This is a genomic window from Nocardia yunnanensis, from assembly GCF_003626895.1.
GTDB classification, from domain to species: Bacteria; Actinomycetota; Actinomycetes; order Mycobacteriales; family Mycobacteriaceae; genus Nocardia; species Nocardia yunnanensis.
In genome coordinates this window covers 358172-380698 of record NZ_CP032568.1, presented here as the reverse complement: position 1 = coordinate 380698, position 22527 = coordinate 358172, and the positions used below count along the sequence as shown (strand labels likewise).

The following is a 22527-nucleotide window of genomic DNA, read 5'->3' as shown; positions in this document are numbered from 1 at the left end:
CAGGTCCGGGCGGGTGCGCGGGTGACCGTGAAGCGGCATGAATGATCAGCGATCGGCGGCCTGGCCGGCCGCGGGTGCCGGGGGTTGGGGTGCGGCCGGCGGCGGGGCGGCCTGCGGGGCATTGCCGTTGCGGTGGGCTGGCGACGGGACGTCGGTCCAGCTCGGCGTCGGCTCTCGGCGGCCGCGGAGGTGGAGAGTGTCGAGGTGGCGCCAGTTCGTGCGCTCGGCGTCGGAGGCGGCGTCGATGACGGCCTGACTGGCGAGGATGCGGCGCGGCACCCGCTTGGCCTCGGTGGTGAGGCGGGCGGCCTCGTTCACCGCGTCGCCGATGACGGTGAATTCGAGCCGGGTGTCGGTACCGACGTCGCCGGCGAAGACCAGTCCGCGCGCGATGCCGATGCCCACGTCGAGTTCACCCAGCGCCGCCACCTCGTCACGCATGCGGCGGGCGGCCCGCAGCGCGGGGGTGGCATTGTCCTCCAGCGCGATGGGCGCGCCGAAAATGCACAGGGCCGCATCGCCTTCGAACTTGTTGACCAGCCCGTGATTGTCCTCGGTCGCGGCCACCACGGTGGCGAGCAGTCTATTCAGCTTGGCCACGAAATCGTGCGGGGCGAGCTCGGTGGCCATTGCGACCGAGCCGGTCACATCCACGAAAAGCGCTGTCACCACACGCATGTCGCCGGTGAGGCTGGTATTGCCCGACAGTGCCCGCTCGGCCACCTCCGCGCCCACGTGCCGGCCGAACACCGTCCGCATGCGTTCGCGCTCAGCGAGATTGACGGCCAGTTCGTTCACCGAATGCTCGAGCCGGCCGATCTCACTGGTGCTGCTGATCGGCACGCGCGCCTCCAGATCGCCGCGCGCGATCCGGTCGAGGGCGTCGCGCAGGGTGTGCATCGGGGTGGCCACCGCCCGCGCCAGCGCCGCCGTCGCCACCACGCCCGCCGACAGTCCGACGATGGCCATGTAGATGCCGGTCCGAATGCGGTCCTGGGTATCGGTGGACGGGTCCGCCAGCACCGTGATCAGCATGAACAGCGGCACCGCCCCGGCCACCGCGAAGGTGACCAGCACCCGCGCCAGCACGGTGTTGCTCCAGTGCGCGGTCTCCTCCAGCACCTCGGCCACCACCGGAATGGTGGGCCGGATCAGTCGGTCCACGATCAGGAAGGTCAACGCCGCGGACTCCAGCCCGCCGAGGGTGAACATGGACAGCACCACGGGAAAGCTGCGTTCCTCGGTGGCGTGCGAGAAGATGGCCGCCGCTATCACCACGCCGGGCAGCCAGATGGCCAGCGCCCGGCCGGTGATCGAGATCGGCAGCCGCAGCAGCCTTTTCGCCTCGCCCTCGGTGGGCGGGCGGCGCTGATCGAGCCAGCCGAAATAGTGTCCGCGATCCCGCACCGCGAGGACGATGCCCACGAACGCGCCCAGGGCCGGGTAGATCGACACCTGGACGAAGGTGCTCAGGATGTCGGACCCCAGCCGGCTCAGGAAGCCGCTGAGGAACAGTTCGGTGGTGATCACCGCGAGGCCGCCGAGGTTGCACGCCATGACGACAGCCGACAGACCCCACCGCGCACGCAGCGCCCACAGGATGAGTCCGCTGGTCACGTCGCAGACTCTAGAGACCTTTCGGCCTGGATTGCACGTTTGTGGGCAATTACCCGGGGGGCGCCACCGAGATCAACTCAGGAGCACCAACCAGATCGCCACGTAGTGGCACAGGGCCGCGACGACCGTTGCGGCATGGAAGAACTCGTGATGCCCGAAGGTCTCCGGCCACGGGTCCGGCCAGCGCGCGGCGTACAGCACCCCGCCCACGCTGTAGGCGATGCCGCCCGCCAGCAGCAACAGCACCGGCGTCCACCCGACATGCCCGATGAGCGTCCCGGCCACCGGCACGATGGCCCAGCCGAGCAGCAGATACAGCGGCACCCCGACCCAGCGAGGGGCGGTGGGCCACAGCATCTTCAGCGCTACCCCGGCCAGCGCCCCCGCCCAGACCAGCGCCAGCAGTACGGTCCCGGCCCGCCCACGCACGCCCAGCAGTGCGAACGGCGTGTAACTGCCCGCGATGAACAGGAAGATCATCGAGTGGTCGGCCCGCTTCATCCACATGCGGGCGCGGGCGGTCTTCCAGTTCACCCGGTGGTAGGTCGCGCTCACGCCGAAGACCCCGCAGACGGTGATCCCGTACACCAGGGTCGACCAGGTCGCGGTCGCCGACACCGTGGCCGCGACCGAGACCAGCACGATCACCGCGAGGGCGGCGACGCCCACGGCCCAGGCGTGAATCCAGCCGCGCAGGCGCGGTTTGACGAGCGCCAGTTCTTCCCGGACGGTCTCGATCGGACCAGCGGGTTCCGTGTCGATCAGGCCCATTGGTTCGACGGGCTGCACAGCGTCGGCCATAAGTTCCTCCTCGGTAACCTACGGTACCGTAGGTTGTTGGGTCCGGGCCTGTCGAGTGGGTGTCGTCACGTGGTGGCCCCGGTGTTTCGCGCTTGTGTCCCGGTCGCTCCGCGCCGCGACGCGGGAGCGTAGGGTTGCGGCCGTGAAGGTTGCGAGTCAGGTGCGCGGACTCCCGTATCGCATATATGAGGCTCGGCTGTCCAAGCAGCTGGCTGGCAAACAACATCCGCGGCATGTGGCCGTCATGTGTGATGGCAACCGACGCTGGGCGCGGGAGAACGGTTTCAGCGATATCTCGCACGGCCATCGGGTCGGTGCGCTGAAGATCGCCGAGCTGGTCGGGTGGTGCGGCGAGGCGGGCATCGAGATGGTGACCCTCTACCTGCTGTCGACCGAGAACCTCCGGCGCGACTCCGACGAGCTGGAGACCCTGTTCGAGGTCATCACCGACGTCGTCGACGAACTGTCTGCGCCGGAACAGGACTGGAGCGTCCGTATCGTGGGCGCGCTCGACCAGCTGCCCGCCGAGATGGCGCGAAGACTGAGCGAGGCGGCCAAGAGCACCGAGGGCCGCACCGGGGTGCACGTGAACGTCGCCATCGGTTACGGCGGCCGGCAGGAGATCGCCGACGCGGTGCGCTCGCTGGTCCGCCAGGAGATGGACGCCGGGGAGACCGGTGAGGATCTGGTCCAGTCCATCACCGTCGACGCCATCGGCCAGCATCTCTACACCTCCGGCCAGCCCGATCCGGACCTGGTCATCCGCACCTCCGGGGAGCAGCGGCTGTCGGGATTCCTGTTGTGGCAGAGCGCCTATTCGGAGATCTGGTTCACCGAGGCGTACTGGCCGGAATTCCGGCGCGTGGATTTCCTGCGGGCGCTGCGTGATTACGCCGCCCGCCACCGCCGCTTCGGCGTCTAGCGGGTGGACACCTCGGTAATCTCGTTCGGTGCACAGTTCCATTGCAGTGCAATGTGTTCCGGGTTCGCCGCATCCTTGCTCGCGTACCGTCGGAATGCATGAGTGAGCTGTACGAGGGGCAGGGCGGCCCCACGGAAACCCAGGTCGCGGCCGTGCCGTACATCACGTACGAGGATTTCGGCCGCCGCTTCCTCGAGTACGCGGCCTCGCCGGATCGGATAGCCGGGGCCTTCGAGAAACTCACCGGGGAGGCCTTCGAATTCGGGCCGATCGGGGCCGGACCGGGCAAGCTCGCGAAACTCTCGGCGACCGTGCGGCTCGGGCAGCCGCGGCTGAATCGCGAAGTCGACGACATCATTTCGTTCGATCTGGTGATTCCGATCAAGGTGGATCTGCTCATCGACCTGGCGGTGGATCGCTACCCGTTCCGGGTGGACGGGACCATTCACCTGCACCTGACGGTCCGCACCGCGGCGCCGTTGCGCGTGCTCATCGAGATCGCCGAACCGCAGCCCAGCAATGTGCGCATCAATGTCGCGGCCGCCACCCGGCGCGGTGAGCTGCTGCGCATCATCGCCAGCGTGGATCACGAGATTCGCCGGTTCGTGGCGCGCTACATCGCCACCGAGATCTGCAAACCGCACATCCAGGCGGCCACCGATATCGATGTCGCCGCCCGCCTCGACGCGGCCTGGAAGCTGTGACTCGGATTCCTCTTGCTTCGCACGAGATTCAGAGTTTTCTGAGCCGCAGCCGGTTGATGGTGTGGTCGGAGTCCTTGCGCAGCACCAGGGTCGCGCGCGGCCGGGTCGGCAGGATGTTCTCCACCAGGTTCGGCCGGTTGATGTTGTTCCAGATCTCCTTGGCCTGGTTGGTGGCTTCCTGATCGTTGAAGTTCGCGTAGTGGTGGAAATGCGAATTCGGATCCTGGAAGGCCGTCTTGCGCAGCGACAGGAACCGCTGCACATACCAGTTCTCGATGTCCTCGATGCGGGCGTCGACGTAGACGGAGAAGTCGAACAGGTCCGACACCATCAGCCGCGGACCGGTCTGCAGCACATTGAGGCCCTCGACGATGAGGATGTCGGGCTGGCGCACGCAGTGGTGTTCGCCCGGCACGATGTCGTAGGCGATGTGCGAGTAGACGGGCGCGCACACCTCGTGCGCACCGGATTTCACCTCGGTGACGAAACGCAGCAGCTTGCGGCGATCGTAGGACTCCGGGAAGCCCTTGCGGTGCATGATGCCGCGGCGTTCGAGTTCGGCTGACGGATACAGGAATCCGTCGGTGGTGACCAGATCCACCCGCGGATGGTGATCCCAGCGCGCCAGCAGCGCCTGCAGCACACGCGCGGTCGTGGACTTGCCGACCGCGACCGAGCCGGCCACGCCGATCACGAACGGCACCTGCCGATCGGGATGGGTCTCGCCGAGGAAGGTGGCGGTGGCCGCGAACAATCGCTGCCGCGCCGCGACCTGGAGGTGGATGAGCCGGGCCAGCGGCAGGTAGACCTCGGCGACCTCCTCGAGGTCGATCTGCTCACCCAGGCCGCGCAGGCCGATCAGCTCTTCCTCGGTGAGCACCAGGGGAGTCGACTTGCGCAGGGTGCGCCACTGCTTGCGGTCGAATTCCACGTAGGGGCTGGGCTCGCTCATCCGCGCCATTACTCGTGTCCCCACCTTCGCGCGCCACGACAACAGCTTCCGGGAAGCCGCATCGTCGCCGTGCCCGGCGATCCGGCCAACACTCCACGCATAGCCGAATTGTGCTCGGCTCCAACATCGCGGTGAACACCAGGTGTTGCTACTCGTCGGTAACCGGAGTGGGATTTGCCACATCGCCGCGGCCTGGTGTGCCCGGTGAGACTGTGCGACAGGCTGATCCGGGCCGCTGACAGGCATAATGATTCGCGGCCCGTCTCGATTCTGGACTGCGGCTTGATAGACCTCCGCCTTGGGGCGGGGGAGCGAAGCGGAGGAACGGAGGGAGGGAAGAATCGAGACCTCCAGGGCCGCGAATCCGCCCGTAGCGAAGCGGAGGGCAAATTGAGCAGAGCAGCGCATCCCCTGGTCACCGAATATCTGCGCCTCGGACTGGCGTTCGACCGGCTCGAGGAAGGGTTCGTCGACGCGTTCACCGGAGATCCGGCGTTGCGGCGCGAGGTGGAGAACGCGCCCGCGCCGGAACCGCGCGATCTCGCGCACAAGGCCGCGGCGCTGCGCAAAGAGCTGCCCGAGGCCGGGCTCGCGGCCGAGCGGGTCGAATTCCTGGACGCGCATCTGCGGGCTCTCGAATGTTCGGCACGCAAGTTCGCGGGCGAGGACATCGGGTTCGTCGACGAGGTGCGCGCGTACTTCGACGTCGATATCGCGCCCGGAGATACCGAGGACTACCGCGAGGCGCATCGTCAGCTGGACGAGGTGCTGCCCGGTGAGGGCGAGCTCCTCGACCGCATCACCGCGCACCGCCGCCAGGACGAGATCCCGCCCGAGCGGTTGCGGGAATGCGTGGCCGCGTTCTCCTCCGCGCTGCGTGAACTCGTGCGCGAGCGCTATCCGCTGCCGGACAACGAGCACGTGGAATACGAAGTGGTGGGCGACAAGCCGTGGTCGGGCTTCAACTACTACCTGGGCAACTATCAGTCCCGGGTGGCCATCAACTCCGATCTCAAACAGCACATGTCGCAGCTGCCGCATCTGATCGCGCACGAGTCGTATCCGGGCCATCACACCGAGCACTGCCGCAAGGAGGCCGGGCTGGTGGGCGCGGGCCAGGACGAGCAGACGCTGTTCGTGGTCAACACCCCGCAGTGCCTGATGGCCGAGGGTCTGGCGGATCTGGCCTTGAAGTCGATCGTCGGCCAGGGCTGGGGCCGCTGGGCGCAGGAGATCTACGCCGATCTGGGCCTGCGCTTCGACGGTGAACGCGCCGAACGCATTTCGACCGCGTCGGCCAACCTGCTGAGCGTGCGGCAGGACGCGGCGCTGCTGCTGCACGACCGCCACCGCGACGCCGACGAGGTCGCGCGATTCCTGCAGCGCTGGAGCCTGATCACCCCCGAACGAGCCACCCAGTCGCTGCGCTTTCTGTCTTCCCCCCTGTGGCGGGCCTACATCTCCACCTACGTCGAGGGCTACCGCCTCCTCGGCGGCTGGCTGGACCGAGCACCCGACCCCGCCGCCCGCTCCGACCGCTTCCAGCGCCTGCTGGACGAACCCCTCACCCCGGGTGCGATCCGCCGAATGTGAGGGCAGCGCGCCGGGATAGGATGGGCGGACCGCGACTGGCGCACTCGAGGTGGAAGCAACCACCGGGAAGCACCGAAGTCCGGCACCGCGCGCCTGGGTGCCTGGCGATCCCCGAGGCATTCGGGGTACCCGGAAAGCGGAGGTGCGCCATCATGAGCGACACATCGAACCCCTTGAACGGCGCGGCGACCCCGGCCAATACACTCGGCGGCGTGACCCAGACGAGCGCCTCTGTCAACAGCCAGTCCCTCGCCGAACTCGACCCCGAGGTCGCCGCCGCGATGGGCGGGGAACTCGCTCGCCAGCGCGACACCCTCGAGATGATCGCCTCGGAGAACTTCGTGCCGCGCGCGGTGCTGCAGGCGCAGGGCAGCGTGCTCACCAACAAGTACGCCGAGGGCTACCCGGGTCGCCGCTACTACGGCGGCTGCGAGAACGTCGACATCGTCGAGGATCTGGCCCGCGCTCGCGTCACCGAGCTGTTCGGCGCGGAATACGCCAATGTGCAGCCGCATTCGGGTGCGCAGGCCAATGCCGCGGTGCTGCACGCGCTGATGACCCCGGGCGAGAAGCTGCTCGGGCTGGATCTCGCGCACGGCGGCCACCTGACTCACGGTATGCGCCTGAACTTCTCGGGCAAGCTGTACGAGGTGCACGCCTACGGCGTCTCCAAGGAAGACCACCGCGTCGACATGGACGAGGTGCGCAAGCTCGCCAAGGAGACCCGGCCGAAGGTGATCGTCGCCGGCTGGTCGGCCTACCCGCGGCACCTGGACTTCGCGGCGTTCCGCGAGATCGCCGACGAGGTCGGCGCGTACCTGTGGGTCGATATGGCGCACTTCGCGGGTCTCGTTGCGGCGGGCCTGCATCCGTCGCCGGTGCCGCACGCGCACGTGGTGTCCTCGACCGTGCACAAGACCCTCGGCGGCCCGCGGTCGGGCCTGATCCTGGCCAAGGAGGAGTTCGCCAAGAAGCTGAACTCGGCGGTGTTCCCGGGTCAGCAGGGCGGTCCGCTCATGCACGCCATCGCCGCCAAGGCCGTGGCCTTCAAGATCGCCGCGGGCGCGGAGTTCGCCGAGCGCCAGGCCCGCACCCTGTCCGGTGCGAAGATCATCGCCGAGCGCCTCACCCAGGCCGACGCCAAGGACAAGGGCGTGACCGTCCTCACCGGCGGCACCGACGTGCACCTGGTCCTGGTCGACCTGCGCAACTCGCAGCTCGACGGTCAGCAGGGCGAGGATCTGCTGCACGAAATCGGAATCACCGTGAACCGCAACGCCGTTCCGTTCGACCCGCGCCCGCCGATGGTCACCTCCGGCCTGCGCATCGGCACCCCGGCGCTGGCCACCCGCGGCTTCGGCGACACCGAGTTCACCGAGGTGGCCGATATCATCGCCGCGGCGCTGACCGGTTCCGCCGACCTGGACTCGCTGCGCCGCCGGGTTTCCAAGCTGGCGCAGGACTTCCCGCTCTACGACGGCCTGGAAGACTGGAAGCTGCTGGGCTGACGCCCCCGCGCGTGAAACGAAGAGCCCCTCGCGATCTCACCGATCGCGAGGGGCTCTTCGTTTGGGTCAGAGAGTGAAGAAGCGTTTGGGGCCGCCGGTCAGCGCCGGTGCGTCGGCGCGGACGGTGGAGATCAATTCCTTCGGGGGCGGGTTGACCCAATTGCGTTCGGACGCACCGGCGCGCAGCACCACCGTGGGGACGGTCTCGTTGCCGTCGGCGACCGAGCGCACGAAGGCGGCCGCGTCCGGGTCCTCCCAGATGTTCACTTCCCGGTGCACGATGCCGTGGCGGTTGAGCACCCGGCGCAGGCGCGAGCAGTAGGGGCAGCCGGGGCGTCGATAGACGACCAATTCCGGCACGGGGTCGGTCATGACCGGATTCTACGTGCGTGTCGCGACCCGCGCCGGGGAGACGAAATCCCGTGCCGGGGAACGGATCAGGCGTGCTTGCTCAGGTAGTCGACGTACATCGGGCGCAGCACCTCGCCGATCTTGCCCTCGCCGGCGTGCGCGTAGTCGTCCAGGATGGGCAGCACGTACTTGATGTCGGCCTCGCTCTCGCCGAGATCGCCGGCCGCGGCCTCGGCGGCGGGGATCGACTTCAGCAGTTCCCAGAGGAACTTGACGTCGCCACGGCGGGCCGCCAGTTTCACGGCGCGGTCGTGCAATTCCTTGGTGGGCAGGCTGTCGAGATCCGTGGTTTCGGCCATGGCCTCGACTGTAATGGAGGGCATGACAGCGCAGCCGACGTACCGGGTCAAGCGCGTGTACGAGGCCCCCGACCCGGCCGACGGCCGCCGGGTGCTGGTGGATCGGTTGTGGCCGCGCGGGATCAGCAAACAGGCGGCGGGGATCGACGAATGGGCCAAGGCGGTGACCCCGTCCGGTGCGCTGCGGAAGTGGTTTAACGCCGACCCGCTGACACGCCGTGCCGAGTTCGAGCGCAGGTATCGAATCGAGCTCGAGGCGGACACGGCGCGAGAGGTGTTGGCGCGATTGCGACAACAGGCCGCGGCGGGGCCGTTGACGCTGGTCACGGCGACCAAGGAGGTCGAGCGCAGCCATGTCCCCGGTACTCCTCGATGAATTGCGCGAAACACCCAGAGCGGACAGGCGTTAACGCGATCTTCACCAATGCGCCCGACAGTCGGGGAGCCGGATCGCGATTTCGGCGGTAGCGTCGGGAGTGCGGGCCGCGTAGGTGTGGCTCGTACGGGAGGTCCTGATCGTGACTGAGCAACTCAGTGCGAGGGGGCCGGTACCCGGCCCTCGGGTCGTACGACCCCAAGGCTGACCGGCCCAGCGAGAACGCTCGCGCGGTGCCGCGCGAGTGGCAAAGGAGCCCACCGTGACTGATGCACGCTCCGTTACCGCTCCCACCCGGGACGCCGGCTCTGAACAGCGCCGGCCGACCAAGACAAAGGGGGCTCGCGCCTCGCAGTCGTCCGAATCCGGACCGAAAACCTTCGTAGTCGACACGTCGGTGCTGCTGTCCGATCCTTGGGCGCTGACCCGCTTCGGCGAGCACCACGTGGTGCTGCCGCTCGTGGTGATCAGTGAGCTCGAGGGCAAACGCCACCACCACGAACTCGGCTGGTTCGCTCGCGAGGCACTGCGCATGCTGGACGACATGCGTCTGGCACACGGTCGGCTCGACGAACGGGTGCCGGTCGGCACCCAGGGCGGGACGCTCCAGGTGGAGCTGAACCACACCGACCCCACGGTGCTGCCCGTCGGATTCCGCACGGACAACAACGATTCCCGCATCCTGGCCTGCGCGCTCAACCTCGCGGCCGAGGGCGCCGAGGTCGTGCTGGTGTCCAAGGACATTCCGATGCGCGTCAAGGCCAGCGCGGTCGGCCTGCGGGCCGACGAGTACCACGCGCAGGACGTGGTCACCTCCGGCTGGACCGGCATGGTGGAGCTCGAGGTGGCGGCCGCCACCGTCGACAAGCTCTACGCCGAATCGATCATCGATCTCGACGAGGCGCGGGACATGCCCTGCCACACCGGGATTCGGATGCTCAGCCCGCGCGGCAGCGCCCTGGCCCGGGTGACGCCGGACAAGCGGGTGCAGCTGGTGCGCGGCGACCGGGAAGCCTTCGGGCTGCACGGTCGTTCGGCCGAACAGCGCATCGCGCTGGATCTGCTGCTGGACGAGAGCGTCGGCATCGTGTCCCTCGGCGGGCGCGCCGGCACCGGCAAATCGGCGCTCGCGCTGACCGCCGGGCTCGAGGCGGTGCTCGAACGCCGCACGCATCGAAAGGTGGTGGTGTTCCGGCCGTTGTACGCGGTGGGCGGACAGGAGCTCGGCTATCTGCCGGGCTCCGAGGCCGAGAAGATGGGGCCGTGGGCGCAGGCGGTCTTCGACACCCTCGAGGGGCTGGCCAGCCCCGAGGTGATGGAGGAGGTGCAGGCGCGCGGCATGCTGGAAGTGCTGCCGCTCACCCACATTCGCGGACGGTCGCTGCACGACTCCTTCGTGATCGTGGACGAGGCACAGTCGCTGGAACGCAATGTGCTGCTCACGGTGCTGAGCCGATTGGGCAGCGGGTCGCGGGTGGTGCTCACCCACGATGTCGCGCAGCGCGACAACCTGCGGGTCGGACGGCACGACGGCGTGGCCGCCGTGATCGAGAAGCTCAAGGGGCATCCGCTGTTCGCGCATATCACCCTCACCCGCAGCGAGCGGTCGCCGATCGCGGCGCTGGTGACCGAGATGCTGGAGGAGTTCGGGCCCAACTCGTAAGTCCCCTCGCATGACCCGCCCGGCCGGAGAGCGACGCGCCCTCCGGCCGGGCGTTTGCTGTGCGTGTGTTTCAACTCCCCGGCGGCGGGGTAGTTTTCGGTGAAATTTCCAGCTCGGCCCGCATTCTCGAATCGCATCGAATCAATCGCATCGGATTCTGTCGGGAGGATGGAACATGCACCACTTCGCTCGACGCACGGCCGGCATCATCGCGGCGCTCGCGGTCGTCACGGCACTCGGCGCGGGTTGCGACAAGAACGACAACAAGGATTCCGGCTCGGCCACGTCCACCACCACGGCCGCCTCGGCCGCCGCCGGAACCACCACGGCGGAAACCAAGATCTCCACGCCGAACGGTGAAATCACCCTCAGCGGCGGCATTCTCGACAAATACAACCAGATGGGCGGGGCCGCCAGCCCGCTCGGCATGCCCACCGGCGCGGCCAAGGAAGCACCCGACGGCGGCTGGGTGCAGGAGTTCGACGGCGGCGCCATCTACGCCAATCCCACCCACGGCACCCACGTGGTGTGGGGCGAGATCCGCAAGGCGTGGGACGACAACGGCGGCGCCGGCGGCAAACTCGGCTACCCGACCAGCGACGAGTACGACATCCCGGGCGGCAAGCAGAGCGATTTCAGCGGCGGCTCCATCACCTGGGTCAACAACACCACCACGGTCGCCGAGAAATAGCCAGACCGGTTCGGGGCGCTCAATCGGTGCGCCCCGGACCCGGCGAGGCCATAGCGGAACCGAATACCGGTGGAAGATCCCCACGGTTGCGGTATTGCGGCTAGGTTGTTCCAGTGCAGAACGCTTTGTCCGATCGGGACCTGCTGGTATCGCTGACCGACGAGGTCGAGACCAACCTGGAACGGCATATCGCCGCCGCCGCGGAGTGGCAGCCCCACGACTACGTGCCGTGGGACGACGGCCGCAACTTCGCGTTCCTCGGCGGAACCGATTGGGACCCGGCGCAATCCGAGCTCAGCGAGGTCGCCAAGACCGCGCTCACCGTCAGCGTGCTGATCGCCGACAACCTGCCCGCCTACCACCGCGAACTGGGTAAATACCTCAATCGCGGGCCGTGGTGGCGCTGGGTCGGGCGCTGGACCGCCGAGGAGAACCGGCACGAGATCGTCATCCGCAACTACCTCATGGTCACCCGCGCGGTCGATCCCATCGAGCTGGAGCGGATGCGCATGGCGCACATGACCGAGGGCTTTCGCCGCCCCGGCATGCACCTGCTCGACGTCCTCGCCTCGGTCGCCTTCGAGGAAACCGCCGCCGCCGTCCGCCACCGCAACACCGCGCGCGCCGCCGACAACGTCATCGTCGCCTCCATCGCCGACCGCCTCGCCGCCGACGACGAACTGCAGGCCGTCTTCTTCGCCAACCTGGTCGCCGCCGCCCTCGACCTGGCCCCCGACCAGACCGCCCGCGCCATCGCCGACCGCATCGCCGACTTCCACGTTCCCACAGTCCAACTTGCCGACGGCCGCACCAGCGACGAGGTCCTCGCCGAAGCCGGCATCTACACCGCCGCCGACGAACCCACCCTGGTCTTCCAGCCGCTGCTGGAGAGGTGGAACTTCTTCACCCGCCCCGACTTCGGCGAGCAAGGCGAAAAGGCCCGCGCCGACCTGGCCCACCTCCGCCCCTGAACCAGACCCGCGCCCCGAGGCCCCCAAGCCCTGATGCGTGGTCCCACGCCGACGCCCGCTGCGATCCCGCCGCGGGCGTCGTGCTGTCCCGCCCCCTCAGCGGGGGAGGAGGGCTCGGAGGATTCCGGTGGCGGTGCCTCGGAGGAAGTTTTCCCAGCTGAAGTGGTCGTGCCAGAGGGTGATTCGGCCGTCGCGGAGGGTGAAGGTGCCGCAGACCCAGAAGGCGATTTCTACCGGGCCCATGCGGAGGTAGTCGGTGCGTTCGGTGAGGACGGTGCCGTCCTCGGTGGCGGCGATGTGGTGGATGTCGACGCGGAAACCGTAGCGGGGGCTGTTGAGGAGCTCGAGGACGCGGCGGACGCGGTGGGCGCCGCGAATATCGGGCAGGGAGGTGTTCTTCCAGACGATGCTGGGGTCGACCAGTTCCAGGGCCTCGCCCACGATCTTCATCTCCATCGCGGCGAAGAACTCCCGCACGGTGGTGACCGGATCCTGCTTCAACTCGGGTAGCTCGGACATGAGCCGAGTATGCCGAATAGCATCGCGCAGCGATTCGAAATCGGGGTGGTGGCGGGGAGACGGGTGGGCCCGCCTGCCGCACAGGGTTCAGGCGGACTCGCGGCGAACGGAGATGAGCGCGCCCAGGCCGTCGAGGATGCGGTCGATGCCGAAGGTGAGCGCGTTGCCCTCGCCCGGCGCCGGCGCGCCGCCCAGGATCGCGGCGAACGCGGTGGTCGCGTACGGGAAACGCTCCTGCTGAGCGGTCAGCACCTCACCGAGTTCGCGAGCCAGCTGTTCCTCCGCCGGATCGTCGCCGACGGTCGCCGCGGTCTGTTGCGCGATGGTGCGCGCGTGCCCCAGCAGCAGCACGACCGAGTCGAATTGCTCGGGGACGGTCAGTCCGGTGTCGGCCAGCACCCGCAATGCGGCGTCCACCCAGGCCAATTCGTTGGGTCCCATGGGGCGGATGCCGGTGGCGAGCTCGTTGGCCCACGGGTGGGCGTGCGCGCGGTCGTAGAAGGTCTCGGTCCACCGGCGCAGGTAGGTGCGCCAGGGGTCGGCCGCCGAGAGCGCGACCTCCGGCGGCGTGCCGAGCACGTGGTCGAGCATGAGCGCGGTGAGTTCGGTCCGGCCGGGGACATAGCGATACAGCGCCATCTTGGCGCAGCCGACGCGTTCGGCCAGCCGGGCCATGGACAGGTTGACCAGCCCTTCGGCATCGGCGAGCGCGATCGCCTCGGTGAGGATGCGCTCCAGCGTGAGCGAGGGTTTCGGGCCACGCCGCGGGCGGTCGGGCAGGCCCCAGAGCAGCTCCAGGGTGGTCGGTGTCGGCATGGTCGCCATCCTTCCGGATTCCGGGGTTGACACGAAACTGCGTCCACCATACTCTATTAATCATCAACAGCGTCCGTCGGACGCGGTTATTGAAGGAGTCGCGACCATGCGCAACACCACCGTCCTCATCTCCGGCGCCAGCGTCGCCGGGCCCGCCCTCGCCTACTGGCTGCAGCGCTACGGTTTCGACGTCACCGTCGTCGAGAAGGCCCCCGAACTGCGGGCCGGCGGCCAGGCCATCGACTTCACCGGCGAAACCCATATGACGGTGCTCGAGCGCATGGGCCTGCGCGAGGAGATCGAACGCCACCGGACCGGCGCCACCGACATGGTCATGGTCGACGAGGCCGGACAGCAGCGGGCCCTCATCTCCGGCGACTTCACCGGCGGCGATGTCGAGATCCTGCGCGGCGACCTGGCCTCGATCATGTACAAGCACACCGCCGAGTACTGCGAATACCTCTTCGGCGACACCATCACCGCGCTCAGCGAGACCGCCGACGGGGTGTGGGTGGAGTTCGCGCACGCCCCGGCGCGGCGGTTCGATCTGGTCTTCGGCTGCGACGGCATCCACTCCCGGGTGCGGAAGCTGACCTTCGGACCGGAGTCGGACTTCGTCACGCACAACGGGTATTACTACGCCCTGGCCGGGGCGTCGCATTGGGAGAACACACAGGGCGCCCAACCAGAGCGCGCGGTGGCCTATGGATACAACACGCCCGGACGGCTCGCGGTCACCGGCGGTTCGAAAGCGACACAGCTGTACATGTTCGCCTCACCCCAACTCGAATACTCGCGGGACGATTTCGACGAACAGCGGGCGATCGTCGCGGAGAAGTTCGCGGGAATGGGCGGCGCGGTGCCGCAGATGCTGGCCGAATTGCCTTATCTCAGCGGCTTTTACCTGGACTCGCTGAGCAAAGTGACTATGAAGAATTTCGTGCGCGGTCGCATCGCCCTGGTCGGCGATGCCGGCTATGGCAACACCTTGGCCGGATTCGGAACCGGACTGGCCGTGGTCGGCGCGTATGTGCTCGCCGGTGAATTGGCGTCGGCCGACGGCGATCACACCGTGGCCTTCCCGCGCTACGAGGAAATCATGACGCGCTACACCCGTAAAGCCGACGACGCGCGGCCGGGCCCGTTCCTGGCTCCGAAGACCGCGCTGGGATTGCGTTTCCGCAATTGGTTCGTAGGGTCGCGCGCCTTCGGTCTGATGGTGAAGTACGGCGACTCCGCCAAGAACGACATCGATCTGATCGACTATCCGCGGCAGGTGGGCGCGTAAGCCCGCGCGGCGCGGTGACCAGGCGCCTCGCATGGATATGGCGGCCGTGGCCGCCATATCCATGCATGCTCTTCAGAGAATTCCGAGGATCGTAAAGATCGTCGCGGCTGCGCCGGCGAGACCCAGAGAGGCGAGGAAACCCGCGAGTGCTAGCAACATTGTTCTTTCCTTTCATCGAACATCCGCAGGAAGCGGACACTCAGCTAATCGCAGGCTACGCGTGATCCGTTTCACAAAAGTTCGAGAAAAAAGAAAGACGTCGCTGACCCGGGTGTGTTACTCGAGTGCTTGGTGTGGCATTTGTTCAGCGTTATTCGGCGGGGTTGTCGACTTTCGCCATGGAGAGCACATCGAGGCGCCGATCGAGTTCCTCCACCGAAAGCTTGTCGCCGATCAAACCGCGATCGATCACCGTCTGGCGGATTGTCTTCTTCTCCTTCAACGCCTGTTTCGCGACCGCCGCGGCTTCCTCGTATCCGATGGCGGAATTCAAGGGAGTCACGATGGACGGCGACGATTCCGCCAGCTGCTTCAGATGATCCACATTGGCGACCAAACCGCTGACGCACCGATCGGCGAACAGGCGAGAAACATTGGCCAGCAGACGAATCGACTCCAGCACATTGCGGGCCATCACCGGAATGTAGACATTCAATTCGAACGCGCCATTGCCGCCGCCCCAGGCGATCGCGGCATCATTGCCGATGACCTGCGCGGCCACCTGCGTAACCGCCTCCGGCAGCACCGGATTCACCTTGCCGGGCATGATCGACGAACCGGGCTGCAGATCCGGCAGCTGGATTTCGGCCAGACCGGTCAGCGGCCCCGATCCCATCCAGCGAATGTCGTTGGCGATCTTGGTAAGACTGATCGCCACCGTGCGCAACGCGCCCGACAGCTCCACCAGTCCATCACGGGCGGCCTGCGCCTCGAAATGATCACGCGCTTCGGACAAATGGTCCAAATCGGTCGCTTTGGCCAGCTCCGCAACGACTTTCGCGCCGAACCCCGCGGGCGCGTTGAGCCCGGTGCCGACCGCGGTGCCGCCGATGGCCAGCTCACCCACCCGCGGCAGCGTCGCCAGCAGCCGTTCGATACCCGAACTGACCTGCCGGGTGTAGCCGCCGAACTCCTGACCCAGCGTCACCGGCACCGCGTCCATCAGATGGGTGCGCCCGGACTTGACCACCGACTTCCACTCCGTCGACTTGTCCAGCAGCGCCAGCCGCAGATGATCCAGCGCCGGAACCAGATCCTTGATCACCGCCTCGGTGGCCGCCAGATGCGTTGCGGTGGGGAAGGTGTCGTTGGACGACTGCGACATGTTCACGTCGTCATTGGGATGCACGGTGACGCCCTCGCGCGCGGCGATGCTCGCGATCACCTCGTTGGCGTTCATGTTCGAACTGGTGCCGGAACCGGTTTGGAACACGTCGATGGGGAACTGGTCGTCGTGACGGCCGTCGGCGATCTCCCCGGCCGCGGCGATGATGGCATCCGCCTTCACCTTGTCCAGCAGCCCCAGGTCGCGGTTCACCGCCGCGCAGGCCGCCTTCAGCAGACCCAGTGCGCGAATCTGCGCCCGCTCCAAGCCCCGTCCGCTGATCGGGAAGTTCTCCACGGCCCGCTGAGTCTGCGCCCGCCACAACGCGTCGACAGGAACGCGGACTTCCCCCATCGTGTCGTGTTCGATCCGGTACTGAGTCTCGTCGGTCATGAAATCGACCCTATGCCCGTCGCCAACCCCGTGGTGGTGCCACGCCTGAGGCAATCCGCACACTCGGCCGGGGAATACGAAACCGGCCGCCCCATTCGGGACGGCCGGCTGGTTCGCTTGGCGGCGAAGCGGATTCGCCGAGATCAGGGCAGCGGCGGGGTGGCGTGCTCGTCGCCGACGAAATCGACCGAGGCGTACTCGCGCAGCTTGGTCAGGCGGTGGTAGGCGTCGATCATGCGGACGGTGCCGGACTTGGCGCGCATGACGATGGACTGGGTGTACGCGCCGCCGCCGTAGTAGCGCACGCCCTTGAGCAGATCGCCGTCGGTGACGCCGGTCGCGCTGAAGAAGACGTCCTCGCCGGAGACCAGATCCTCGGTGGACAGGATGCGGTCCAGGTCGTGGCCGGCGTCGATCGCCTTTTGCTTCTCCTCGTCGTCCTTGGGCGCCAGCTTGCCCTGCAGCGCGCCGCCGAGACAGCGCATGGCGGCCGCGGCGATGATGCCCTCGGGGGTGCCGCCGATGCCGATCAGCATGTCGACCGGGGAATCGGGACGGGCGCAGGCGATCGCGCCGGCCACGTCACCGTCGGAGATGAGGCGAATGCGGGCGCCCGCCTCGCGCACGGCCCTCATGTGCTCGGCGTGGCGGGGGCGGTCCAGGATGCAGACCGTGAGGTCGGAGATCGCGGAGTTCTTGGCCTTGGCGACGCGGCGCAGGTTCTCCGCGATCGGGGCCGACAGGTCGATGACGTCGGCGGCGTCGGGGCCGACGGCGATCTTCTCCATGTAGAACACGGCCGAGGGATCGAACATGGCGCCGCGCTCGGCGACCGCCAGCACGGAGATCGCGCCCGGGGAACCCTTCGACATCAGGGTGGTGCCGTCGATCGGGTCGACCGCGAAATCCAGTTCGGCGCCGGTGCCGTCGCCGACCAGCTCGCCGTTGTACAGCATGGGCGCTTCGTCCTTCTCGCCCTCACCGATCACCACGATGCCGCGCATGGAGACGGTCGCCACCAGCTGCCGCATGGCATCCACGGCCGCACCGTCGCCGCCTTCCTTGTCACCACGGCCCACCCAACGGCCCGCGGCCATGGCCCCGGCCTCGGTGACCCGGACCAACTCGAGAGCTAGGTTGCGGTCCGGCGCCTCGCGGCGGCTGGATGCGGTCATGACGGGAGCCTCCTTGGTTGTCCAAATCTGGGTAAATTGTCGCATTGCGGTTTCCGGCGCCCGGCACGTCCTTACGTTTCCCGCCACCGTGAGCTCGGTCGCACCCGCGGCCCATGGATACTTGGGGGCGTGTCGTACCAAAAGCCGCGCAGTCAGAACGACTACAGGGACCTCATCTGGTCACTTGCTCCGCTGGTGCTGATCTGCCTGGTCATCGCGGGCATCGCCAGTCAGTGCTCGTTCTCCGCGGGTGGTCCGACCCAGGGCCAGATTCCGAAGTTCGACGCCAAGGCCGCGCTGTCCGACGACGCGCGGGACATGTCGTTCCCGATCCGCCTGCCCGCGCTGCCCGACACCGGCGGCGACAAGTGGACCCCCAACTCCGGCAGCCACGACACCATCACCGACACCGGCGGCGGCCAGGTCAGCACCGTCGGCTACATCACCCCGCAGGGCACCTACATGCAGCTGACCCAGTCCAGCGCGACCGTCGACGCCCTCGATAAGAAATACCTCGGCGGCCGGGCGGCCATGGGCAGCGAACAGCGCGGCGACCACAAGTGGACCGTCTATGCCGAAGCCGGCTCGGAACCCGCGTGGATCAGCGACTTCGGCGATGTCCGCATCATGATCAAGGGCGCCGGCAACGGCGCGGCCTTCAACACCCTCGCCACCGCCGTCGGCCAGGCCCAGCCGCTGCCGCACAGCTGAGCCGAAGCGCCCGGCCCGCTCGCCGGCGGCCGGGTGTCACTTCCGCGGGGATCTCATTCCTGGGAAGTGCGGTGTGCCAGCGCGTCTTCCACGCGTTTGCGGGCGCCGGCGAGGTGTTGTTCGCAGCGGGTGGCCAGGGCCTCGCCGCGTTCCCAGAGGGCCAGCGAGTCGTCGAGATCCATGCCGCCCTGCTCGAGCATCTTCACCACATTGGCGAGTTCGTCGCGGGCGCGCTCGTAGCCGAAGGTGGCGATCTCGGCGCGGTCGTCGGTCGGGTCAGCCATCAGGAGTCCTTTCGGGGGGCCAGGGATTGGGAGCCGAGGGCGGCGGCGGAGATCGCGCCGTCCGCGACCCGGATACGGAGTTGAGTGCCGGGCGGGGAATCCTCGATGGCGCGCACCACTTCCCGCTCCTTGCCGGTGACCCGCTGCACCACGGCGTAACCGCGGGCCAGGGTGGCGGCCGGGCCTACGGCCGAGAGCTTCTCGCGCAGATGGCGGGTGGTGGTGTCCTCGCCGCGGAGCAGATGGTCGACGGCGCGCTGAGCCGAGGTGCGCAACCGCTCCACCTCGTCGTGGCGTTGATCCAGCAGCCGCAGCGGGTCCGACAGCACCGGGCGGGAACGCAATTGGGTCAGGGCGCGGGACTCGCGATCCACCCAGCCGCGCAGCGCCGCCGCCGCGCGGGACCGGAGTTCGTGCAGCAGCGCGGTTTCGGTGGCCGCGTCGGGGACGATGCGTTTGGCCGCGTCGGTGGGGGTGGCCGCGCGCAGGTCCGCGACATAGTCCGAGATGGGATTGTCGGGTTCGTGGCCGATGGCGCTGACGATCGGAGTGGTGGCGGAAACGATGGCGCGGCACAGGGTTTCGTCCGAGAACGGCAGCAGGTCTTCGACGCTGCCGCCGCCGCGGGCCAGCACGATCACGTCCACCTCCGGATTCGCGTCCAGGGCGGCGATCGCCTCCAGGATCTGCGGCACCGCGGTGGGGCCCTGGACGGCGGTATTGCGGATCTCGAAGCGGACCGCGGGCCAGCGCTGTGTCGCGACCGTCACCACATCGTGTTCGGCGGCGCTGGCGCGGCCGGTGACGAGCCCGATCCGATTGGGCAGGAACGGGATCGGGCGCTTGAGCCGCGGATCGAACAGGCCCTCCGCCGCCAGCAGCGCCTTCAACCGCTCGATGCGGGCCAGCAGCTCGCCGATGCCCACCGGCCGAATCTCGGTGACCCGCAACGACACCGTGCCGCGGCCGGTGAAGAACGACAGCTTGCCGTACACCACGACCCGGCTGCCCTCCTGCAGCGGCACCGCCGAATTGCGCAGCAGATCCGGATCACACGTCACCGACAGCGACATGTCGGCCGCCGTATCCCGCAAGACCAGGAACGCCGTCCGCGTCCCGGGCCGCACGTTCATCTGCGTGATCTGCCCCTCCACCCAGACCGCGCCCAACCGGTCGATCCACTGCGCCACCTTGACGGCGATGGTGCGCACCGGCATCGGATTCTCGGCGGTGGAGCTCGGCGGCCGCGCGGGCGTATCGGTGGTCACCGCACCGATTCTTGCAGTGCCCACCGACCGGCTTCACACAACGCCCGGGACACGGGTTGTCGCATGGTGCCCGCGCCCGCGAAATCCCGCGAAACGACAGGCGCCGGCCGGCACGGCCGAAGCCCTGCCGACCGGCACCGGCCGAAACCGCCGCAGCGGCAACTCCGAGTGGCCCTCGCGAGCAAATCCCACGGTCGGGCCTCAGGCGGAATTCCCCAGGGGTTCTCAGGGGTGAAACCCCTGAGAACCTCCGAGAGTTGGATTCCCTTTTACTTACCCGCCTGAACGGTCGCGATCCGGTTCGTCAGCATGGTGACGAACGGGGCGCGGTCGAAGGTCTGCTGCTCGTAGGTGAGCAGGGTGGTCAGGTCGTCCTCGGACAGCTGACGCAGGCGCGCGCGCAGCTGGGCGATGGACAGGTTCGCGTAGTCGAAGCGGGCCGCCACCTCGGGCTCGGTCACCGCGGCGGGCTCGGCCGCGGGCTCGGCGACCACGTGGCCGTTGTGGCCATTGGTGGAAGCCTTTGCGGGGCCGGGCGTTTCGGCGGTCTCCGGTTCGGCAGCCTCCTGCACGGCCGACTCGGCGGGCACCGGCTCGGGTTCGGTCGCAACGGGTTCGGCGGCCGCGGTCGGCTCCTCGACCGGTGTGACGACCGCCTCGGCGGCGGGCTCATCGGCCGTAAAGAGGTCGAAACGGCTCCGCCGTACCGATTCGGAGGCGAAGCTCGGCGTTTGCTCGTCGTCCTCGTCCTCGTCGAAGGTGGCCCAGGCCGGCTGTTCTTCCGGCTGGTTGATCAAACGGTCGAAAACGGCGTCGCCCTTGAGAGCGAGGCTGGTCACGAACTGCTGGAGATGCATGGTGGTCTGCAGCATCTGGCTGATCGCGGTGATCGGGAAATTGATTGCGGTGGTCGGTAGCCGGCGAGTTTCTTCGAGGGCATAGACGGCAGCCCCGGCGGCGACCCGGGCCAGGAACGGAGGTCGGAACATGCCCCTAGCCTGCCCGAAACGCCGTGTGATGCAAAGGCGAGAAGGCATGAAAAGTGATTGTGACCCTAACCTCCGCGCGAATGGCGGCCGGGCCGCACACGTATTCTGTGGGGCATGTCCTCGGCAATCCCTTTGAACGTCGGAATCGTCCGGTCGGCGGCGGGTGATGCCGACGCGCCCAAGCGAGTATTGCTCGCCGAGCCGCGCGGCTACTGCGCCGGTGTGGACCGGGCGGTCGAAACGGTGGAGAAGGCGCTCGAAAAGCACGGCGCTCCCATCTATGTCCGCAAGGAGATCGTGCACAACCGGCACGTGGTGGAAACCCTGCGCGAGCGCGGCGTGATCTTCGTCGACGAGACCGACGAGGTGCCCGAGGGCGCGCTCGTGGTGTTCTCGGCGCACGGCGTCTCCCCGGCGGTCCACGAATCCGCCGCCCAGCGCAACCTGCACACCATCGACGCCACCTGCCCGCTGGTGACCAAGGTGCATCAGGAGGCCAAGCGCTTCGCGCGGGACGATTTCGACATCCTGCTCATCGGCCACGAGGGCCACGAGGAGGTCGAGGGCACCGCGGGCGAGGCGCCCGAGCACGTGCAGCTGGTGGACGGCCCGGACGCCGTCGATCAGGTCCGCGTGCGCGACGAGAACAAGGTGATCTGGCTCTCCCAGACCACGCTGTCGGTGGACGAGACCATGGAGACCGTCGATCGGCTGCGGCAGCGCTTCCCCAACCTGCAGGATCCGCCGAGCGACGACATCTGCTACGCCACCTCCAATCGGCAGACCGCGGTCAAGGCGATGGCCCCGGAATGCGATCTGGTGATCGTGGTCGGCTCGCGCAATTCCTCGAATTCGGTGCGGCTGGTCGAGGTCGCGCTCAGCGCCGGCGCGCGGGCCGCGCACCTGGTCGACTTCGCGCGCGAGGTCGATCCCGCGTGGCTGGAGGGGGTGCGCACCATCGGTGTCACCTCGGGCGCGTCGGTGCCGGAGATCCTGGTGGAAGGTGTGCTGGAACTGTTGGCTGCCAATGGTTTCGGCGAGGTGGTGCCGGTCACCACCGCCAACGAGACGCTGGTCTTCTCGCTGCCGCGGGAGCTGCGCGCCGCGCGCGCGTAAAGCGGATTGCGCGGTGATCCGCGCCGAAAACGTATTCGCGCCCTCCGCATTCGTTGCGGAGGGCGCGAATTGCTGTTCGAGTGACGCTGATTCGGGCCGCATTCCAGGATTGCCGGAAATCTACGGTTCGGGTCGC

General features: G+C 68.0%; 23 protein-coding genes and 1 riboswitch. Of the genes, 11 read left to right on the top strand and 12 right to left on the bottom strand.

The annotated features are described in order from the left end of the window. Positions 1-45: 45 nt before the first annotated feature. Positions 46-1617, bottom strand: a complete 1572-nt coding sequence (locus D7D52_RS01695; RefSeq protein WP_246023587.1) for an adenylate/guanylate cyclase domain-containing protein — start codon at positions 1615-1617, stop codon at positions 46-48. Between the two features lie 72 nt (positions 1618-1689). Next, positions 1690-2388 carry a PAQR family membrane homeostasis protein TrhA gene (trhA, locus tag D7D52_RS01690; RefSeq protein ID WP_120734737.1) on the bottom strand — a complete coding sequence of 233 codons (699 nt, stop codon included), beginning with the start codon at positions 2386-2388 and terminating at the stop codon, positions 1690-1692. Between the two features lie 172 nt (positions 2389-2560). Here trhA and D7D52_RS01685 point away from each other — a divergent pair, with 172 nt between their 5' ends. Continuing rightward, on the top strand, positions 2561-3340 hold the full coding sequence (locus D7D52_RS01685) for an isoprenyl transferase (protein WP_120734736.1): 780 nt from the start codon (positions 2561-2563) through the stop codon (positions 3338-3340). A 98-nt stretch (positions 3341-3438) separates the two neighbouring features. Next, complete coding sequence (locus D7D52_RS01680) at positions 3439-4044, top strand: hypothetical protein (RefSeq protein ID WP_120734735.1); 606 nt, start codon at positions 3439-3441, stop codon at positions 4042-4044. Positions 4045-4072: 28 nt separating this feature from the next. On the opposite strand, the gene coaA is transcribed toward D7D52_RS01680, so the two are convergent. After that, on the bottom strand, positions 4073-5005 hold the full coding sequence (gene coaA / locus D7D52_RS01675) for a type I pantothenate kinase (RefSeq protein WP_120734734.1): 933 nt from the start codon (positions 5003-5005) through the stop codon (positions 4073-4075). A 381-nt stretch (positions 5006-5386) separates the two neighbouring features. Between coaA and D7D52_RS01670 the strand changes: the two genes are divergently transcribed. Both D7D52_RS01670 and glyA read left to right on the top strand, forming a co-directional pair. Continuing rightward, the gene (locus tag D7D52_RS01670; RefSeq protein ID WP_187703096.1) at positions 5387-6589 is read left to right on the top strand and encodes a DUF885 domain-containing protein; all 1203 of its coding nucleotides are present in this window, start codon (positions 5387-5389) and stop codon (positions 6587-6589) included. A 21-nt stretch (positions 6590-6610) separates the two neighbouring features. Beyond that, positions 6611-6695, top strand: a riboswitch (ZMP/ZTP riboswitch). 106 nt (positions 6696-6801) lie between these two features. Beyond that, positions 6802-8097, top strand: coding sequence for a serine hydroxymethyltransferase (gene glyA, locus D7D52_RS01665; protein ID WP_281279218.1), 1296 nt, complete (start codon positions 6802-6804; stop codon positions 8095-8097). 66 nt (positions 8098-8163) lie between these two features. Here the strand turns inward: glyA and D7D52_RS01660 are convergent, their stop codons facing one another. Together D7D52_RS01660 and D7D52_RS01655 are read right to left on the bottom strand one after the other, a co-directional pair. Next, a complete protein-coding gene (locus D7D52_RS01660; protein WP_120734732.1) occupies positions 8164-8469 on the bottom strand; it encodes a glutaredoxin domain-containing protein in 306 nt (101 codons plus the stop codon). 65 nt (positions 8470-8534) lie between these two features. Continuing rightward, complete coding sequence (locus tag D7D52_RS01655) at positions 8535-8807, bottom strand: hypothetical protein (RefSeq protein ID WP_120734731.1); 273 nt, start codon at positions 8805-8807, stop codon at positions 8535-8537. A gap of 22 nt (positions 8808-8829) precedes the next feature. Here D7D52_RS01655 and D7D52_RS01650 point away from each other — a divergent pair, with 22 nt between their 5' ends. From D7D52_RS01650 to D7D52_RS01635, 4 genes are all read left to right on the top strand, one after another. After that, positions 8830-9183 carry a DUF488 domain-containing protein gene (locus D7D52_RS01650; RefSeq protein WP_120743708.1) on the top strand — a complete coding sequence of 118 codons (354 nt, stop codon included), beginning with the start codon at positions 8830-8832 and terminating at the stop codon, positions 9181-9183. Positions 9184-9445: 262 nt separating this feature from the next. Continuing rightward, complete coding sequence (gene phoH2, locus D7D52_RS01645) at positions 9446-10846, top strand: RNA 5'-3' helicase PhoH2 (RefSeq protein WP_120743707.1); 1401 nt, start codon at positions 9446-9448, stop codon at positions 10844-10846. Between the two features lie 175 nt (positions 10847-11021). After that, on the top strand, positions 11022-11537 hold the full coding sequence (locus tag D7D52_RS01640; RefSeq protein WP_120734730.1) for an LGFP repeat-containing protein: 516 nt from the start codon (positions 11022-11024) through the stop codon (positions 11535-11537). A 113-nt stretch (positions 11538-11650) separates the two neighbouring features. Next, a complete protein-coding gene (locus tag D7D52_RS01635; protein WP_120734729.1) occupies positions 11651-12508 on the top strand; it encodes an acyl-ACP desaturase in 858 nt (285 codons plus the stop codon). Between the two features lie 96 nt (positions 12509-12604). Here D7D52_RS01635 and D7D52_RS01630 read toward each other — a convergent pair whose 3' ends face one another. Both D7D52_RS01630 and D7D52_RS01625 read right to left on the bottom strand, forming a co-directional pair. Continuing rightward, the gene (locus D7D52_RS01630) at positions 12605-13027 is read right to left on the bottom strand and encodes a limonene-1,2-epoxide hydrolase family protein (protein ID WP_120734728.1); all 423 of its coding nucleotides are present in this window, start codon (positions 13025-13027) and stop codon (positions 12605-12607) included. An 87-nt stretch (positions 13028-13114) separates the two neighbouring features. Further along, a complete protein-coding gene (locus tag D7D52_RS01625; protein ID WP_120743706.1) occupies positions 13115-13843 on the bottom strand; it encodes a TetR/AcrR family transcriptional regulator in 729 nt (242 codons plus the stop codon). Positions 13844-13949: 106 nt separating this feature from the next. On the opposite strand from D7D52_RS01625, the gene D7D52_RS01620 reads away from it, so the two are divergent. Further along, a complete protein-coding gene (locus D7D52_RS01620; protein WP_120734727.1) occupies positions 13950-15131 on the top strand; it encodes an FAD-dependent monooxygenase in 1182 nt (393 codons plus the stop codon). A gap of 310 nt (positions 15132-15441) precedes the next feature. Here D7D52_RS01620 and D7D52_RS01615 read toward each other — a convergent pair whose 3' ends face one another. Beyond that, positions 15442-16848 carry a class II fumarate hydratase gene (locus D7D52_RS01615; protein ID WP_120734726.1) on the bottom strand — a complete coding sequence of 469 codons (1407 nt, stop codon included), beginning with the start codon at positions 16846-16848 and terminating at the stop codon, positions 15442-15444. Positions 16849-16991: 143 nt separating this feature from the next. Then, complete coding sequence (gene glpX / locus D7D52_RS01610; RefSeq protein ID WP_120734725.1) at positions 16992-18023, bottom strand: class II fructose-bisphosphatase; 1032 nt, start codon at positions 18021-18023, stop codon at positions 16992-16994. Between the two features lie 129 nt (positions 18024-18152). On the opposite strand from glpX, the gene D7D52_RS01605 reads away from it, so the two are divergent. Further along, positions 18153-18734 carry a DUF4245 domain-containing protein gene (locus D7D52_RS01605; protein ID WP_120734724.1) on the top strand — a complete coding sequence of 194 codons (582 nt, stop codon included), beginning with the start codon at positions 18153-18155 and terminating at the stop codon, positions 18732-18734. A 53-nt stretch (positions 18735-18787) separates the two neighbouring features. Here the strand turns inward: D7D52_RS01605 and D7D52_RS01600 are convergent, their stop codons facing one another. From D7D52_RS01600 to D7D52_RS01590, 3 genes are all read right to left on the bottom strand, one after another. Next, positions 18788-19018, bottom strand: coding sequence for an exodeoxyribonuclease VII small subunit (locus D7D52_RS01600; RefSeq protein WP_120734723.1), 231 nt, complete (start codon positions 19016-19018; stop codon positions 18788-18790). Further along, positions 19018-20235: an exodeoxyribonuclease VII large subunit gene (gene xseA / locus D7D52_RS01595; protein ID WP_120743705.1), complete on the bottom strand. Its 1218-nt coding sequence runs from the start codon at positions 20233-20235 to the stop codon at positions 19018-19020. The genes D7D52_RS01600 and xseA overlap by 1 nt, the downstream gene beginning before the upstream one ends. 320 nt (positions 20236-20555) lie before the next feature. Further along, positions 20556-21275, bottom strand: coding sequence for a lipid droplet-associated protein (locus D7D52_RS01590; protein WP_120734722.1), 720 nt, complete (start codon positions 21273-21275; stop codon positions 20556-20558). A gap of 114 nt (positions 21276-21389) precedes the next feature. Here D7D52_RS01590 and D7D52_RS01585 point away from each other — a divergent pair, with 114 nt between their 5' ends. Continuing rightward, positions 21390-22391 (top strand): 4-hydroxy-3-methylbut-2-enyl diphosphate reductase, encoded by a 1002-nt coding sequence (locus D7D52_RS01585; RefSeq protein WP_120734721.1) that lies wholly within the window; start codon positions 21390-21392, stop codon positions 22389-22391. Positions 22392-22527: the final 136 nt, after the last annotated feature.